This window comes from Paenibacillus sp. B46(2026) (assembly GCF_056786355.1).
Genome location: NZ_CM165907.1, coordinates 2,627,307 through 2,643,483 on the forward strand (window position 1 = coordinate 2,627,307; position 16,177 = coordinate 2,643,483).

Sequence of the window (16,177 nt, forward strand, 5' to 3'; positions counted from 1 at the left end):
TTCAACGGTGAACCTCCTTGCTTTTGGGGATACGAATCATAAATGTGCTTCCTTCCATATACGTACTTTCCATTTCAACGCCATAAGCTGGTCCGAAATAAAGCCGAATCCGGTGATGTACATTGAGCAGACCGAAACCGCCTTCCTGCTCGTCATCTTGGGGGGAACGGGAACCTGCCGGCTTCTCCAGCTCTTCGCGTAATTGTGCCAATCGATCCGCAGACATGCCGATTCCGTTGTCTTGTACGGTGAGAATGATGCTGTTGTCCTGTACATATCCGTGTATGGATATCAGCCCTTGACCACGTTTGTTCTTGATCCCATGATAGAGCGCGTTTTCAATTAGGGGTTGCAGCGTCATTTTTAAAATGGGATAGTCCTGAAGCTCACGGTCAACGCTGATCTCGTAGGTGAGAATATCATGGTACCTCATCTGTTGAATGACCAAGTAACTCCGCGCATGTTCAAGCTCGGTTTGAATAGACACCCAGTCGAATCCTTTGTTCAGACTCAAACGAAAGAACTTCGAGAGTGCCTGCACAAGCTTGATTACATTTTCTTTTTTCTCTGCTTCAGCCATCCATAGAATAGATTCCAATGTGTTATAGAGGAAGTGAGGGTTGATCTGAGCTTGCAGCGTACGTAGTTCAGCTATTTTTACCTGTTCATTCTCTCGAATGCTCTTTTCGATTAGTGTTTTGAGCTTATCCAGCATCACATTGAAGCTTTTGCCCAGATCAGCAATTTCGTCCGAGCCGTGTGGTGTGACTTTGGCTTCCAAGTAACCGTTTGCAGCTTTACGCATCTTGTTCATCAGAATCTGGATGGGAAGAATCAGTCGATTATTCAGGAAAAAATATAACGATATCGCAAAGAAAGCACTTAACAAAACCGTAATGATGATCAATTGGCGAATGCTATTGGCCTCTGCAATGATTTCCTGATAAGGAGCTACGCCGATCATTTTCCATCCGGTCTGTTCTGAGGTGCTGTATACAACAAACTGGGGCTTGGATCCTGCAGACAGGATAAAGCTGTCGTGCTGTAAATGCAAAGGGATGGATCGGATCTGATCCATCATGGTTATGGATGCCGGGGTGGTAACCGACCTGAAAAGAGTATTGCCGTGCTGATCACTAATGTAGAAAAAACCGGAATCCTTAATGGGAGTACTCGTCAAAAAATCATCAATGAACGAATCATTCAAATCAATCACGATGAACCCAATGACCTCATGCGTAATTCGCTCTTTGACCGTGGTTATAATTGAAAGCGCATTCTGTTTAGGGTAAGCAAACCCATCCAGCCTGTTATATTCGGCATAGGCTGCAGAATGAGGGATGCGCAGAATGGCATCCGGATACTGTATCAGATACTTGAAGTACGGGTTACGCAGCGGATTTCGTTCCAGTTTGAACACGCCTTTTCGTTCACTTATGCCTTTTCCATAGAAATTCACGAACGAGATATTAAGTACCTTGTCATACTTGTAGGTTTCCCGATAAAGATTGTATGTCTGAAGGATGGCTTTGGCTTCCGGGTACGATTCCGATTGAGAATACAGGTATTGAAGCACTTGCGGGTTCTTGCCCAGTTCGAGCAGCCGTTCCGTATCCTCAAACAAGATGTCAATGTTCCTGGCAAGCTGGTCGGCAACCAGTTGTGTCGAGGCCTTGTTATGATTGGATACTACCGTATAGGATTTGTGGTAAGAAATCAATCCAACGACGATCAGTGGTACTGAACTGAGGATGATAAACATGCTGAGTAATTTAAGCCTGAGGCTTGAAGCAATCCATTGAATGAGTTTCAACGTATTCCACTCCATCTGAAGGGATCAAAAATGTATCATTAGTATAACATGATTTTCTAATATGTAAGAGAATCGCTAAATACTACACAATTAAACAAAGAAATTACACTTTTTAAAATACATTTTTTGAAATTACTAAATTATTACATAAATAAAGTATGAGACTCCATATAAGCTCGGAATGAAAGCGTTCTATAATGTGGTCACACCACAAGGTGAAACGAAAAAAGGGAGGATCACAACATGCGAACCAAAAAAAAGTGGGGACTTGCCATAACATTGGCTATGGTGATGCTGGTCAGCACGGCATGTAGCAGTACCAATGGAGGAGCAGGCTCCGATAATGAAACTTCAACGAGTGGGAATGGCAGTACACCTGCCAGCGCCAAAACAATTACGCTTGGTTTTTCGCAGGTTGGTGCGGAGAGTGGCTGGCGTTCGGCAAATACCAAGTCGATTCAGGATTCAGCCAAAGAAGCGGGTTATGATTTGAAATTCTCCGATGCGCAGCAGAAGCAGGAAAATCAAATTAAAGCTTTGCGATCCTTCATACAACAGAAGGTGACGGTGATAGCTTTTTCCCCTGTTGTAGAATCCGGTTGGGATACCGTATTGAAGGAAGCGAAGGATGCAGGCATTCCCGTGATTTTGACGGACCGTGCTGTGGATTCGCCGGATAAAACCCTCTACAAAACCTTTATTGGCTCCGACTTTGTAGAAGAAGGACGCAAAGCAGGTCAGTGGCTTAGTGACCAATACAAGGACACACAAGACGAGATCAATATCGTTGAGTTGCAGGGTACAACAGGCTCCGCACCAGCGAATGACCGTCAAGAGGGCTTTATGGAATTGATTGCTTCCAATTCGAAGCTTAAAGTGATTGCTTCACAATCAGGTGACTTTACACGTGCCAAAGGCAAAGAAGTCATGCAAGCTTTCCTCAAAGCACATAAAAAAATAGATGTTCTCTATGCACATAATGACGATATGGCACTTGGTGCAATTCAGGCCATTGAAGCGGCAGGATTGAAACCAGGCGTAGATATTACCATTATCTCTGTGGATGCCGTGAAGGATGGGATGCAGGCTGCTGCTGATGGCAAAATCAACTTTATCGTTGAATGTAATCCGTTGTTAGGACCTCAATTAATGGAAGCGGTTCAAGCGGTGGTGGACGGGAAAGACATCGAACCCCGAATCGTAACGGATGAGACAACTTTCACATCGGAGCAAGCCAAAGAAGCATTGCCAACACGCGAATATTAAAAGCAGATTCGTATAACACCGAAAAGTCATTTTTCGACCAGGCTGTCGCTAAATGACTTTTTTCCATAACAAAGGAGAGGGTTATATGGCCGAGCAAGCCCCCATTTTGCAAATGACAGGCATCACCAAACAATTTCCCGGGGTTAAAGCGCTGTCCAGCGTCAGTTTTCGCTTGTTTCCGGGCGAGATTCATGCCTTGATGGGTGAGAACGGAGCGGGAAAGTCCACGCTTATTAAAGTTCTGACCGGCGTTTATTCCATTGACGAAGGAACGGTAACCATGGACAACCGTGATCTTTCGATCTCCGGTCCGCTTGAAGCGCAAAAGGCGGGAATTAGTACCGTTTACCAAGAGGTCAATCTCTGTCCGAACTTAACGGTCGCTGAGAATATTTTCATCGGGCGGGAGCCGATGCGATTTGGCAAAATCAATTGGAAGCAAATGAACAAAGATGCGGAGGACCTTCTGCGAGACAGATTACATCTGACCATCGACGTTAAGGCTTCTTTACAGACCTACTCCGTCGCGATTCAACAACTGATTGCGATTGCAAGAGCACTCAGCATCTCGGCAAAAGTGCTCATACTGGATGAACCCACATCCAGTCTGGACAAAAACGAGGTTCAGCAACTGTTTCGTATTATGCACAAATTAAAGAGTGAAGGTCTCGCGATTCTTTTTGTTACTCACTTTCTTGATCAGGTATACGAAATGTCGGATCGTCTAACGGTGCTCCGTAACGGGGAATTGGAAGGAGAGTACATAGCGGCAGAACTTCCACGCATGGAACTGGTGCTCAAGATGATTGGCAAGGAGTTTGAGATGCTTGAGGAGCTTCCGAAGGAAACGGATGCTGCCCAGGCGGAGTCGGGAGAACTGTTAATTACCGCTAAGGCACTTGGACGCAAAGGAGCGATTGAGCCTTTTGATCTGGACATTCGCAAGGGAGAAGTCGTGGGCTTGGCTGGGTTATTGGGGTCTGGTCGTACCGAGATCGCTCGTCTTTTCTTTGGTGCAGATCGTTCGGACGAAGGCAAGCTGCTCGTTGTGGATACAGGAAGTACGGTCAAGTCGCCTCGTCATGCGATTGATCAGAATATTGCTTTTTGCTCCGAAAACCGTAAAACCGAAGGTATAATCGATGATTTGACCATTCGGGAGAACATTATTCTGGCTTTACAAGCGACACGAGGCTGGTCCAAACCAATCTCACGCAAGAAGCAGGATGAGATCGCCGAAAAGTACATCAAGTTGTTAAATATCCATCCGAAAAACCCGGAGCATTTAATTAAAAATCTGAGCGGCGGTAATCAGCAAAAGGTGTTGCTTGCCCGGTGGCTGCTGATGAACCCCGATCTGTTGATTCTAGATGAACCTACACGTGGAATTGATATCGGTGCAAAGACTGAAATACAGAAGCTGGTGCTCTCTCTGTCAAAGCAGGGCATGGCCGTGCTGTTCATTTCGTCCGAGCTGGAAGAAGTGATTCGTGTCAGCCACCGGATTGCCGTACTCCGGGACCGCAAAAAAGTGAAAGAACTTAGCGGGGATCAGATCCATCAACAGCAAATCATGAAAGCAATGGCAGGAGGTTGAAGGGATGGCGGGCAAGATGCGTAAACATCATTTGTTTTGGCCGTTATGTATGCTTGGTTTACTTTTAATCTTTAATTTGCTGTACTCTCCGGATTTCTTCTCTCTCGTCATGCGTGAAGGGAATCTGTATGGCAGCTTGATTGATATTCTCAATTTTGGAGCGCCTTTAATTCTGGTATCGATCGGCATGACACTGGTGATTGCGACCGGAGGTATCGATTTGTCCGTGGGCTCCATTGTAGCGATCTCCGGTGCCGTGGCTTGTATGAGCATCAGTAGAGGAGTAGATGAGAGTTCCTTCGGGCTTATGTTGGGTGCACTTGGATTATCTATAGGTCTCTCACTGATCTTGGGCATATGGAACGGGGCGCTGGTTTCGGTTGCCCGAATCCAGCCCATTATTGCAACGCTTATTCTGATGGTAGCCGGACGTGGGATTGCGCAATTGATTACGAGTGGACAGATTATTACTGTATCCAATGCGAACTACGCCTATATCGGGGCAGGTTCGCTTGCAGCATTGCCTTTTTCCATCTTCATCGTATTAACTGTGCTGCTTGTTGCCTCACTGTTGACGAGAAAAACGGCACTGGGACTGTTTATCGAATCGGTTGGAAGTAACGCAAACGCGAGCCAACTGGCAGGTATTCGTTCAAAAACGGTTATTCTCACGGTATATGTCTTCTGTGGTCTGTGTGCCGGCATTGCCGGGCTTATTCTCAGCTCGAATGTATCCAGTGCGGATGGAAATAACGCAGGTCTGTGGTATGAACTCGATGCCATTCTTGCTGTCGTCATCGGGGGTACTTCGCTCAATGGCGGTCGTTTCTATCTAATGGGTACCGTCGTTGGAGCACTCATTATCCAAACCTTAACAACGACGATCTATATGATTGGAGTCCCGCCAGAAGTTACACTGGTTGTCAAAGCCTTTGTTGTACTGGCCGTTTGTTTAATTCAATCCGATTCATTCCGCAATTCCATGGTGATCCGTTGGAAAAAACGGAAGTTTCCAGCCGAACAGGGGGTTAACCGCCATGTTTCTTAATCGTAAGTATCTCCCGGTCTTTGTCACCTTCGGTTTGCTGGCCGTGATGTTTGCCATAGGCTCTTTCCGGTATACGGGGTTTTTCTCCACACAGGTACTGCTTAATCTTCTCATTGATAACGCATTTCTGATTATCACGGCGATTGGCATGACTTTTGTAATTGTATCGGGAGGAATCGACCTGTCGGTAGGTTCTGTCATTGCGCTGACGACCATCATTAGCGCAAGTCTTGTCGAGAAGCAAGGGTGGTCGCCTGTGATTGTTATACCTATGGTGCTTGTCATGGGTGCGTTGTTTGGCACAGTCATGGGGGCTATCATCCACTATTTTAAAATCCAGCCTTTCATCGTGACACTGGCAGGCATGTTTTTGGCGCGGGGGCTGTGTTATGTCATCAGTCTTGACACCATTACCATTACGAATCCATTTTACACACAGGTTGCGCAGGCGAAAATTTCGCTGCCAGGGGGCAGCTTTGTCTCCATTAATGTGATTATTGCTCTGGTTATTGTACTGCTCGCGATCTACCTGGCACATTACACCCGGTTCGGGCGCAACGTTTACGCCATCGGCGGAAGCGAGCAATCTGCGCTGCTCATGGGGCTGCCGGTTGCACGTACCAAAATCCTGGTATACACGTTCAGCGGTTTGTGCTCCGCGCTTGCCGGTGTTGTCTTTACCTTCTATATGTTATCCGGTTATGGATTACACGCCATGGGTCTTGAACTCGATACCATCGCGGCTGTTGTGATCGGAGGCACCTTGCTAACAGGTGGTGTGGGGTATGTGGCGGGAACCTTTATTGGTGTATTGATCCAGGGGGCGATCCAAACTATAATTAGCTTCGAAGGTACGCTCAGCTCATGGTGGACCAAGATTGTAATTGGCCTGATGCTGTTTGTTTTTATTTTGTTCCAACGACTTCTTAGCGGGCGGCGAGTATCCTCGAAATCACTGCATTAAGTTGATCGAATTAAATGAAATATGGAGATGGGGGATGCGTGAGTGAGAAGACATGTGAACGGGTTGTGCTTGTTCATTCTGCTGCTACTTGTCGGTTGCACAACGCCTGAGTCTGAATCTGTTCCTCCTCCCGTCTCATCTAACAACATGGAAACTCTCCCGTCGGTTGAGGAATGGATGGAATCAGCGGTAGCAAGGGATACCTCTACGAAACCGATTGTCTTGGGTTTTTCACAACTGGGCAGAGAGAGTGCCTGGCGTCTGGCAAACTCCACGTCTATTCGAAATGCTGCGGCAGAATCGGGAATCTCCCTTGTAATAAAAAATGCAGAACAGTCTCAGACGAAACAGTTCGAGGCTGTTCGGTCGTTCATCAGGCAAAAGGTGGATGTCATTGCCATTGCACCGGTCGTGGAATCGGGCTGGGATGGTATTCTTCAGGAGGCCAGGGATGCAGGCATACCCGTGATCATCGTAGACCGGTCAGTCGATGTCAAAGACACTTCACTTTTTGTGACAACGATTGGATCGGACTTTTATGAGGAAGGTGTGAAGGCCGGGAAGTACATTCAGGATCGGATGCGAAATCATCCGGGTTTGATACGGATTGCCGAACTGCAAGGCACGAGTGGTTCTACGCCTTCCATCCAGCGTGGCGAGGGATTTAGAAGCATTTTCGACACCAGAGCAGATATCATCTTCTCACAAAGTGCTCCTGCCGATTTTACGGAGGACAACGGGAAACAAGTGATGAAAGAATTCCTTCAGGTTCCGGAAGACGAACGGCCGCAGGTTCTTTTTGCCCATAATGATGAAATGGCTTTTGGCGCCATACAAGCGATAGAAGAAGTTGGGCTGAAGCCGGGAGAGGACATTATCATTGTCTCGGTGGACGGCTCCCGCAAAGCACTTGAAATTCTGGCGAGTGGGAAAATCAACGCTGTGGTGGAATGTAACCCGCTGATTGGTCCTCAGCTTATGCAGGCTACAAAAGAAATTATTGCAGGGCGTACACTCCCGAAGCGCATGGTGCCCCCGGAGGACATTTTTACACAGGAGAGTGCTAGACGGGAGATGTACAACAGGCGATTCTAGAGCATCAAATACGAGTTACTTTCTTTCATTGAATGATGAACAAGCTACTCCGTAGCTCGTAAAAAAATAGAACATTTTGGATAAAATTCAATTTACTTTAAATAAACGTATCGTTTATACTGAACTCACCTTGAACTAAAAGCTCTTCTCTATGAGAAAGGAGGCAACGGATTGCGGGTTTTTGAAAGCGCTTTTTTTTCGAGGGTGAAAGTCCGATAAAGAGAGGGAGTGTAGAAGGTATTATGCTGTGAATATAATATGAGGAGGTAATTTTATGTTCAAAGTAAAGCTAGCAAAGGCGGTAATATCTCTCGCACTTTTCAGTACCTTGTTTTCCATTCCAGCAGTGCCTGATGCTCGTGCCGCAGACGCAGCCTGTCCAAATGGTTATGTAGGCTTGACGTTTGACGATGGCCCATCTGGAAATACAACAAACATGCTTAACGCGTTGAAGCAGGCGGGTTTACGGGCAACGATGTTCAATGTTGGACAAAATGCGCAAAATAATCAATCTCTGGTTTCTGCACAAGTAGCAGCTGGTATGTGGATTGGCAATCATTCCTATACACATCCGAATATGACTACATTAAACAGCTCTCAGATGTCGTCAGAGATTACTCGGACACAGCAGACGATCCAGTCTATTACCGGAAGTTCACCTAAACTGTTCAGACCTCCTTACGGTGCGACAAATGCGACCTTGAAATCCGTTGTGAGCCAAAACGGCCTTAAGGAAGTACTGTGGAACGTAGATTCTCAAGACTGGAATGGTGCCAGCGCAGCCCAGATTGTAGCGGCTGTGAACACGATGAAAAGTGGTGACGTCATTCTAATGCATGATCAGTACCAGACGACACTTCAGGCGATTCCGCAAATTGCACAAAATCTGAAGAATCGTGGCCTTTGCTCCGGCATGATCTCACCAACGACAGGTCGGGCAGTCGCGCCTGATGGCGGTACCAACAATCCCCCAGGTACTTCAACAAAAGTAGAAGCCGAGAATATGACCAAAGGTGGACAATACACCGGCAGTATCAGTTCTCCTTTCAACGGTGTGGTCCTTTATGCCAACAATGATTTGGTTAAATACACTCAGAATTTTGCAATGAGCACTCACAATTTTTCACTTCGTGGAGCTTCAAGCAATGCCAACATGGCTAGAGTTGATTTGAAGATTGGCGGACAGACGAAGGGAACCTTTTACTTTGGCGGAAGCGCTCCAGCCGTTTATACCCTGAATAATATCAGCCATGGGACGGGAAATCAGGTCATTGAGTTGGTTGTAACAGCCGATGACGGGACATGGGATATATATATCGATTACTTGGAAATACATTAACAAGCTCAAGGTTGATTGAAAAATAATGCACTATGATGAAATCCCGTTGGGTTAATCCAATGGGATTTCATCATGTTTTTGGACATTTTGTTACACAAAAGTGGAAGAAAAACATTTATAATGGATGAAATTGAGGATAGGAAGAATTTGGTTTCTATTGAAAAATTTCATTGAATGGGAGTGAAATGATCAAATGATCATTATGATTAACGGAGCGTTTGGTTCGGGAAAAACTTCTGCAGCAGAAGCGCTTCAGCCTTTAGTTGCCAACAGTATGATCTACGATCCTGAAGAAATAGGTTATATGCTCAGAAAACTTCTCCCGGAGAATTGTAGAGAGGAAAGGGAACGTACGGATGATTTTCAAGATATCGATCTATGGAAAATTCTAACCGTAAAGACGGCAAAAGAAGTAAAGCAGAAATACAACAAACACTTAATTGTCCCCATGACCATCTATAAAGAGGAAAACTTTAATTACATCTATAACGGGTTGAAAGAGATCGATCAGGACATTTATCATTTTTGCTTAACGGCTACAGAAGAGACAATTTATCATCGTTTGGCTAAACGTGGAGATGAATATGGAGGCTGGCAGTATCAACAAGCACCAAAGTGTGTTCAAGCTTTCAAGGATGATAAATTTCAAACCCACATTGTTACCGATCATCTGGAGACCAGTGAAATCATCGAAATTATTTTGAAGAAAATGAACTGAAGAGGATGGATCGTAATTGACGACTGTGACTTTTGAAGAGGTAACGGAACAGCACCTCCCTGAAATTAGAGCTATTTATAACTACTATGTTTTGAATACAACCATTTCGTTTCATACGGAGGAATTAGATCTTGATCAGATTAAATTCTCTGTGATGAACAGGGATACGCGGTATAAAACTTACGTAATTCTTGAAAACGATCAAATGATGGGCTATGTTCTGATAACCCAGTATAAGAGTAAACAGGCATATGACATTTGCGGTGAAGTCACCGTATATTTAAAGCCCGATATTTTGGGAAAAGGCTTGGGGAAACAAGCACTACGTTTTATTGAGAAGATTGCAAAAGAACAAGGATTCCATACCTTAATTGCGACGATTTGCATGGAGAATACAAGAAGTAAATCATTATTTGAGAGAAATGGTTATGAACAATGTGCTCTGTTTAAAGAGATCGGATATAAATTTGATAGAAAACTGGATATTGGAAGTTTCCAAAAGATATTGTAAGGAGAATACAGAATGAGTAATAACCTATATATTATATCTGGCCCCCCTGGAGTAGGGAAATCTACAACTTCCAAGCTGCTGGTTCAGACTTTAGAGAAAAGTGCGTATATTTCTGGAGATGCGGTTAGTCACTTTCCAGTCAAAGGGCGAGGTAAACCCTGGCTTGATAAGGATACACACAACTTAACTTGGAAAAATATATCTAGTCTAGTGAAAAACTTATTGGATTATAAATACGATGTGGTGCTGGACTATGTGGCCTTTCCGGAAGACATTGATGGATTAATAGCAGAATTGGCAGACTATCATGTTCGCATAATCTATGTTGTATTAATGGTTGATCATCAAACCATTATTCGCAGAGACCGTCTAAGAGCAGAAGAATATCAAATGAAAGAAAGAAGTGTAATTCTGCTGGATGAGTTTGAAAATAATCTGGATTTGAGAGTAGATAACAAGCTGTATACTAATCATTTTACAGAAGAACAATTACCTGAAATAGTAAGGGAAATTATAAATAATGAGAAATATCGAGTGAAGTAACTGCTCTGTTATTATGTTTCGAATTGTGAAAATGCACGAGCGTTGAATAACTAATAAAAGGTAGAAACAAGCATTACATTTTATTAATAAGGTTGCAAAAGAAAAAAGATCGTTGGGGGGGGATTAACGATGTCTCGTATTTATGGAGAAAGAATTGTGTTAAGAGAATACCAGGATGCTGATTTGGATTACATCAAACAATGGGTGAACGACCCGGAAATCACAGGGACATTATCAGATAATTTTTTGTATCCTCATTCGAGTTATGAGACGGAAGTCTTTTTCAGGACAATGGTTGAAGGCAAGTCTTCAAATAAAAGTTTTATTATCGGATTAAATGATTCGTTAGATTATATAGGTCAGATTGATCTGTACAAAATTGATTGGAAAAACCGCTTTGCATCTTTAGCAATTGTAATAGGGAGAAAAGAATTTTTAGGTAAAGGTTATGGCAGTGAAGCAATCCGTGTACTACAGAAGTTTGTCTTCGAAGAGCTGAATTTAAACAGATTAGAACTTGAAGTGTACGAGTATAATGAGATTGCTTACAAATGTTATTTAAAATGTGGCTTTAAAGAAGAAGGAAGATACAGAAAGAAGATATATAAAAAGGGGAAATACTGGGATAGTGTTTGCATGAGTATCTTAAAAACTGAATATGAGCAGTCATAGTCTCAAGAGGTATCCATGATTTAAAAGATCAATTATAAAGGAAAACAGAAAATTGGAATTTCAATCTCAATAGCTTTGTTCAGTTGTATTCTTTATTAATTTCGATTACGTTTGTGATCCAAAAATCAAAAGATTAATGTACTAATATATATGCATAAAAAGGGTGAGTTGATGAACAGAGGAATACGTTTTGAAATACCAAATGCCTATGGTCGCTTTCTTGGGGAGATTTTAAAACCAATGGAGGTATCTAATTTCGATTGGTTTATTGGTGGAGAAGAATCCTATTTCATTGAGGGTGATACGTTAGGGGGTGATCTTTTTCCGGATATGATTATTGGTATGAATGGAGAGGAATTACAGAAGATTATTGATAACAACGATTATTATTTAATATTTGCGAATTTAAAAGCATTTCCAAAAGGCACACAAATAACAGATGTAATCACCTATCAAGATTATGTGGTGAGTGAGTGTCAGATGGTTCTTCTTGTGATCGATAGTATCTACGTCACGGTTTATTGTAAAGATCTAGAAAAAGTCGAGGAATTATATAATCATATAAATAGACAGGGATTTGAATCTCTCGAATATTTAACGGATGAGAATGATACGAGGACAATACTATCGGTCTGGTGATAAAGGAGCTTGGGATTAACTGCTAAGGTTTGATAGACCATCTCATGCTTTCGCAGTACACTTATGTAAGTAATTGGAACATTTGGTTTTGAAGCAACTGTATAAAGGAGAGGAGAATATCATCATTACATAGGTGATATGCATTAACATAGCGTTGAGTTTAGTGTTAGGTGTTACGCTAACGAACCTGACACGTCTTATTCGGGAATTTGAAACGCCCTCCGAAATCTAAGGAATCTGAGACACGCTATACCAGAAAAAATAGCCTTTTGTAGCGTTTTTGTCAGATGATTTTGGGAAATAAGATGTCTCATGTTCCTTACAATTTTAAAAGAGGACCTGAAGGCCGAATAAGATGTCCTGTGTTCCTTAGAAAATCGGCAGAGTTTGAAGCCATACTCTAGTCCGTTTCCCCATGGTATTTGAATATTGATGAATGCGATTACATCTTATGTAGGAGGGATTTCACCTTGTCTGAGTATTATTGGGATGACCAAATTGAATATCTGAGAAATACGCGGTGGCTTTATTATAACGATGATTATCTTGAATTTTTGGTTCAACGTGTATGGAAGATTGAAAAGTCAGTAGATATTATCGACTATGGATGTGGATATGGCTATCTCGGATTGAAGCTGCTTCCTTTATTACCCGAAGGATCAACCTATACCGGATTAGACAAAGGTAAGGAATTGATTAAGCAGGCCAAAGAGATTTTCTCAAAGACCTCTTATCAAACGACTTTTATAGTAGATGACATTGAAACAGTGCAAGTGAAACGTCAATACGATATTGCGATAAGTCATGCCTTCTTATTACATATGACAGAGCCTATCAGCATTCTTCAGAAGATGGTCGAAAGTGTAGTAGATGAGGGTAGAATGATATGCTTTGAACCCCATTGGATCGCTAATATGTCAAACTATGAATTACATGGACTTGAACAATCCAAGATTATTCAGCTAGGTATTCTCCAAAGATTGTTCGAGGAGGATAGCAACCGGAGTGGTAAAGACGGAAATATCGGTATGAAGATTCCAATCCTGCTCAGCCAACTTGGCTTGAGAAATGTACAATGCCGGGTGAGTGACAAGGTTAACTTCTTAGATCAACACATGGCAGATTCGGATAAGGAAAAGCTTTTTCATGCATTAAAAGAAGAAGGGCTGGGACAAGAACCGAATGCCAGACATGAAGTTGTTACTCAATTGCTTGAAAGAGGATTGAATTCAGAAGAAGCGAATAGACAATATGAAGCAGAGAGTGTATTTGCTAAGGAGTTTAATGAGAACTCATGGTTAACCTATGCTCCGAACATGAAAATTACATCGGGAATTGTGACGAGATAGGTGTACTGTTTCTATTACACATAAGGAGGTACAGATGATGATATATAGGAGAAAAACTTATATTATTGCGACTTCTTTTGTAGATGAGTTTAATGCTCTATTTAATGATATTTTGCTGCCATCCCAATTGAAATACGGATCAAGACTGATTGGGAGATGGCACACACCAATCGATGATGAAACTAGCGAAATTTTTGCGATGTGGGAATACGATACCTTTGAACAATACGAAGAGATCGAGAAAAAGATAAAATCAGATACAGAACACGTAAAGCGAGTTCAAGCCCGTTTTGATCAGATTGGAAGACATCGGTACAAAGAAGTATTTCGAGAAGACATTAGGCAAGCATTTTTCACATCGACAGTTGATCGTGAACAAACGATTTTGAAGTGAAATGTATGAAAAAGGAGTTGAGAGAAAGATGGAGACAGAACGACTTATATTTCGGAAATATACCAAAAATGATTTTGATTTACTTTTCGAGATGACACGTGAGCCCAATATGATGAAATTTATAAGACATGGAGGACCCTGGACGAAGGAAGAAACCATACAAAGCCTGGAAAAGTTCATCAACTGGAATAAAAACGATAAGGGGCTGTTCCTCGCATTTAATAAAGAGGATAACAAGTTAGTTGGAACCTCTGGCCTGATTCCTCAACTCATTGAAGGCATTGATAAGCTTGAAGTTGGTTACTGGGTTGTAGAGCAACACTGGGGAATGGGTTACGGTTACGAACAAGCAAAAGCATGGAAAGAATATGGCATGGATCACTTGAAACAGAGACGATTAATATCTTTAATTCAACATGGCAATGTGGGTTCTATGAAAGTCGCACAAAAGAACGGCATGAAATACGAGAAGGATGTAGACATCATAGGGAAAAATGTAGCAGTTTACTCGATTGAGGTGAAGTGAATTTGACACCATTTCCTGAACTAGAAACTAACAGACTGCTGCTAAGAGAGATTAGACAGAGTGATTCCCAAGACATATTTGATATTTTTTCTTCAGATGAAGTAACAAGATTCTACGATGTAGAAAGTTTTACGAATACGAAACAAGCAGAAGATCTCATACAAAGATGGAATGAACGATTCGAAAATGGTCAGGTCATCCGCTGGGGAATTGCTTTGAAGTCGGATGGTAGAATTATTGGAACATGCGGATTTCATGGTTGGATGAAACAACATCATAAAGCTGCGATGGGATATGAGTTAGCACCGGAGTTTTGGCGGCAGGGTTACATGACCGAGGTCACTCAGAAAATCGTTGAATACGGATTTGAGAATCTTGAATTAAACAGGATTGAAGCCTTTGTAAAGCCGGAGAACGCGGGATCAAGAACGTTGCTTGAGAAAATTGGCTTCAGTGAAGAAGGCATATTGAAAGAAAACTATTATTGGAAAAATCGATTTGTTGATAATGTCATCTATGCATTTTTGAAGAAAGAATATGTATGAGAATACGAATTATTGGATCTTGCGGCAGTGGGAAATCAACATTAGCTAAACAATTGTCGGATAAATATGGCATTCCTTCCTATGAATTAGACAATCTCATATGGGACAGAAGCGCAGAAAATCTGAGATATCCTGAAAGTGTTAGGGATGAATCCGTTCAATCTATTGTCAGTTCTGAGGCTTGGATTGTAGAAGGAGTGCAGTGCAAAGATTGGACCATTAAGTCCATCCAGGAGGCGGATTTGATTTTTGTATTAGCTCCAAATGTTTTCATTAGAGATTATCGGATTATAAAAAGGTTTGTATTGTCCAGAGTTGGTTTGCGACCGTGGAATTACAAGCAGTCATTCAAGAACTTATGCCAGATGATTGTGAAGTGGAACCATCAATATAATATAGTTGCAGCCATAGATGTGATTAACGAAAACAGCAAGACAGCAACAATCACGAAGAATAAAAAACAAGTGATACAGTTGATTGAACATCATTTGGAAGTGGTTGTGAATGAGAGTGAAAAAGAACGTTACGGGTAATCAAGGAGTACCGAAAGAGGAGATATAGTGGGAGATATAAAAATTCAACCAGTCACACGAGAGAATTGGGAAGAGGCGCTGAAGATCTCTTTATATGAACACCAAGTCACATTAGTTCCGTCCGTTATTGAGGAAATAGCTTACGCCTATATAAAACCGTGGGATGTAGCATTCGATCCTTACGTACTTGAGATCGATGGAGAGGTAATTGGATTCTTTTATCTGAGTTACACTCCAGATAGTACCGATAATTACTGGATTGGTGGTTTTCAAATCGATAAATCCTATCAAGGTAGAGGGATGGGAAAGAGCGCTTTAAGAGCCATTCTAGATTACATCACGGAGCATCATCCTTTATGCAAAGTTATTTCATTAACAGTTGAACGTGATAATGATGTTGCACAGAATTTGTATAAAAGCATGTTGTTCATTAGTGAGAATAGAACCAATTCAGATGATGAAGTGATCTACAGGTTGGAAATAAAATGAAAGACACAACATTTCAGAGGGCAATATATCTTTGTTAACCAAGAGCTAGCCTTGGTTGCGGTATTCACAACGATTATATCTGATGATAGCTTGTTACCACTTCAGTGGTTTAACAATTATATATTGAAAGAATAGT

The 16,177-nt window shown here is 42.2% G+C and carries 18 protein-coding genes; 17 read left to right on the forward strand and 1 reads right to left on the reverse strand.

The features are described from left to right. Window position 1: 1 nt before the first annotated feature. Window positions 2-1,813 carry a cache domain-containing sensor histidine kinase gene (locus tag AC1S8V_RS12095; RefSeq protein WP_482073777.1) on the reverse strand — a complete coding sequence of 604 codons (1,812 nt, stop codon included), beginning with the start codon at window positions 1,811-1,813 and terminating at the stop codon, window positions 2-4. 243 nt (window positions 1,814-2,056) lie between these two features. On the opposite strand from AC1S8V_RS12095, the gene AC1S8V_RS12100 reads away from it, so the two are divergent. From AC1S8V_RS12100 to AC1S8V_RS12180, 17 genes are all read left to right on the forward strand, one after another. Continuing rightward, on the forward strand, window positions 2,057-3,079 hold the full coding sequence (locus AC1S8V_RS12100; RefSeq protein WP_076216274.1) for an ABC transporter substrate-binding protein: 1,023 nt from the start codon (window positions 2,057-2,059) through the stop codon (window positions 3,077-3,079). A gap of 85 nt (window positions 3,080-3,164) precedes the next feature. Further along, the gene (locus tag AC1S8V_RS12105; RefSeq protein WP_482073778.1) at window positions 3,165-4,676 is read left to right on the forward strand and encodes a sugar ABC transporter ATP-binding protein; all 1,512 of its coding nucleotides are present in this window, start codon (window positions 3,165-3,167) and stop codon (window positions 4,674-4,676) included. 4 nt (window positions 4,677-4,680) lie between these two features. Then, on the forward strand, window positions 4,681-5,724 hold the full coding sequence (locus AC1S8V_RS12110; RefSeq protein ID WP_482073779.1) for an ABC transporter permease: 1,044 nt from the start codon (window positions 4,681-4,683) through the stop codon (window positions 5,722-5,724). Then, window positions 5,714-6,688 (forward strand): galactofuranose ABC transporter, permease protein YjfF, encoded by a 975-nt coding sequence (gene yjfF, locus AC1S8V_RS12115; protein WP_482073780.1) that lies wholly within the window; start codon window positions 5,714-5,716, stop codon window positions 6,686-6,688. The genes AC1S8V_RS12110 and yjfF overlap by 11 nt, the downstream gene beginning before the upstream one ends. A gap of 42 nt (window positions 6,689-6,730) precedes the next feature. Then, window positions 6,731-7,783, forward strand: a complete 1,053-nt coding sequence (locus AC1S8V_RS12120) for an ABC transporter substrate-binding protein (RefSeq protein ID WP_482073781.1) — start codon at window positions 6,731-6,733, stop codon at window positions 7,781-7,783. A 274-nt stretch (window positions 7,784-8,057) separates the two neighbouring features. After that, window positions 8,058-9,122 (forward strand): polysaccharide deacetylase family protein, encoded by a 1,065-nt coding sequence (locus AC1S8V_RS12125; RefSeq protein WP_482073782.1) that lies wholly within the window; start codon window positions 8,058-8,060, stop codon window positions 9,120-9,122. 202 nt (window positions 9,123-9,324) lie between these two features. Further along, on the forward strand, window positions 9,325-9,840 hold the full coding sequence (locus AC1S8V_RS12130) for an AAA family ATPase (protein WP_482073783.1): 516 nt from the start codon (window positions 9,325-9,327) through the stop codon (window positions 9,838-9,840). 25 nt (window positions 9,841-9,865) lie between these two features. Further along, window positions 9,866-10,351: an N-acetyltransferase family protein gene (locus AC1S8V_RS12135; protein WP_482074464.1), complete on the forward strand. Its 486-nt coding sequence runs from the start codon at window positions 9,866-9,868 to the stop codon at window positions 10,349-10,351. Between the two features lie 12 nt (window positions 10,352-10,363). After that, window positions 10,364-10,894, forward strand: a complete 531-nt coding sequence (locus AC1S8V_RS12140; RefSeq protein ID WP_482073784.1) for an AAA family ATPase — start codon at window positions 10,364-10,366, stop codon at window positions 10,892-10,894. Between the two features lie 129 nt (window positions 10,895-11,023). Beyond that, window positions 11,024-11,566, forward strand: coding sequence for a GNAT family N-acetyltransferase (locus tag AC1S8V_RS12145; protein ID WP_482073785.1), 543 nt, complete (start codon window positions 11,024-11,026; stop codon window positions 11,564-11,566). 150 nt (window positions 11,567-11,716) lie between these two features. After that, on the forward strand, window positions 11,717-12,205 hold the full coding sequence (locus tag AC1S8V_RS12150) for a DUF2691 family protein (protein WP_482073786.1): 489 nt from the start codon (window positions 11,717-11,719) through the stop codon (window positions 12,203-12,205). Between the two features lie 470 nt (window positions 12,206-12,675). Next, on the forward strand, window positions 12,676-13,554 hold the full coding sequence (locus AC1S8V_RS12155) for a class I SAM-dependent methyltransferase (RefSeq protein ID WP_482073787.1): 879 nt from the start codon (window positions 12,676-12,678) through the stop codon (window positions 13,552-13,554). Between the two features lie 37 nt (window positions 13,555-13,591). After that, window positions 13,592-13,948 carry an NIPSNAP family protein gene (locus AC1S8V_RS12160; RefSeq protein ID WP_482074465.1) on the forward strand — a complete coding sequence of 119 codons (357 nt, stop codon included), beginning with the start codon at window positions 13,592-13,594 and terminating at the stop codon, window positions 13,946-13,948. A 1-nt stretch (window position 13,949) separates the two neighbouring features. Continuing rightward, on the forward strand, window positions 13,950-14,474 hold the full coding sequence (locus tag AC1S8V_RS12165) for a GNAT family N-acetyltransferase (protein ID WP_482073788.1): 525 nt from the start codon (window positions 13,950-13,952) through the stop codon (window positions 14,472-14,474). Window positions 14,475-14,476: 2 nt separating this feature from the next. Next, complete coding sequence (locus tag AC1S8V_RS12170) at window positions 14,477-15,019, forward strand: GNAT family N-acetyltransferase (protein ID WP_482073789.1); 543 nt, start codon at window positions 14,477-14,479, stop codon at window positions 15,017-15,019. Continuing rightward, window positions 15,016-15,552, forward strand: a complete 537-nt coding sequence (locus tag AC1S8V_RS12175) for a P-loop NTPase family protein (protein ID WP_482073790.1) — start codon at window positions 15,016-15,018, stop codon at window positions 15,550-15,552. The genes AC1S8V_RS12170 and AC1S8V_RS12175 overlap by 4 nt, the downstream gene beginning before the upstream one ends. A gap of 27 nt (window positions 15,553-15,579) precedes the next feature. After that, window positions 15,580-16,041: a GNAT family N-acetyltransferase gene (locus tag AC1S8V_RS12180; RefSeq protein ID WP_482073791.1), complete on the forward strand. Its 462-nt coding sequence runs from the start codon at window positions 15,580-15,582 to the stop codon at window positions 16,039-16,041. The last annotated feature ends 136 nt before the right edge of the window (window positions 16,042-16,177 follow it).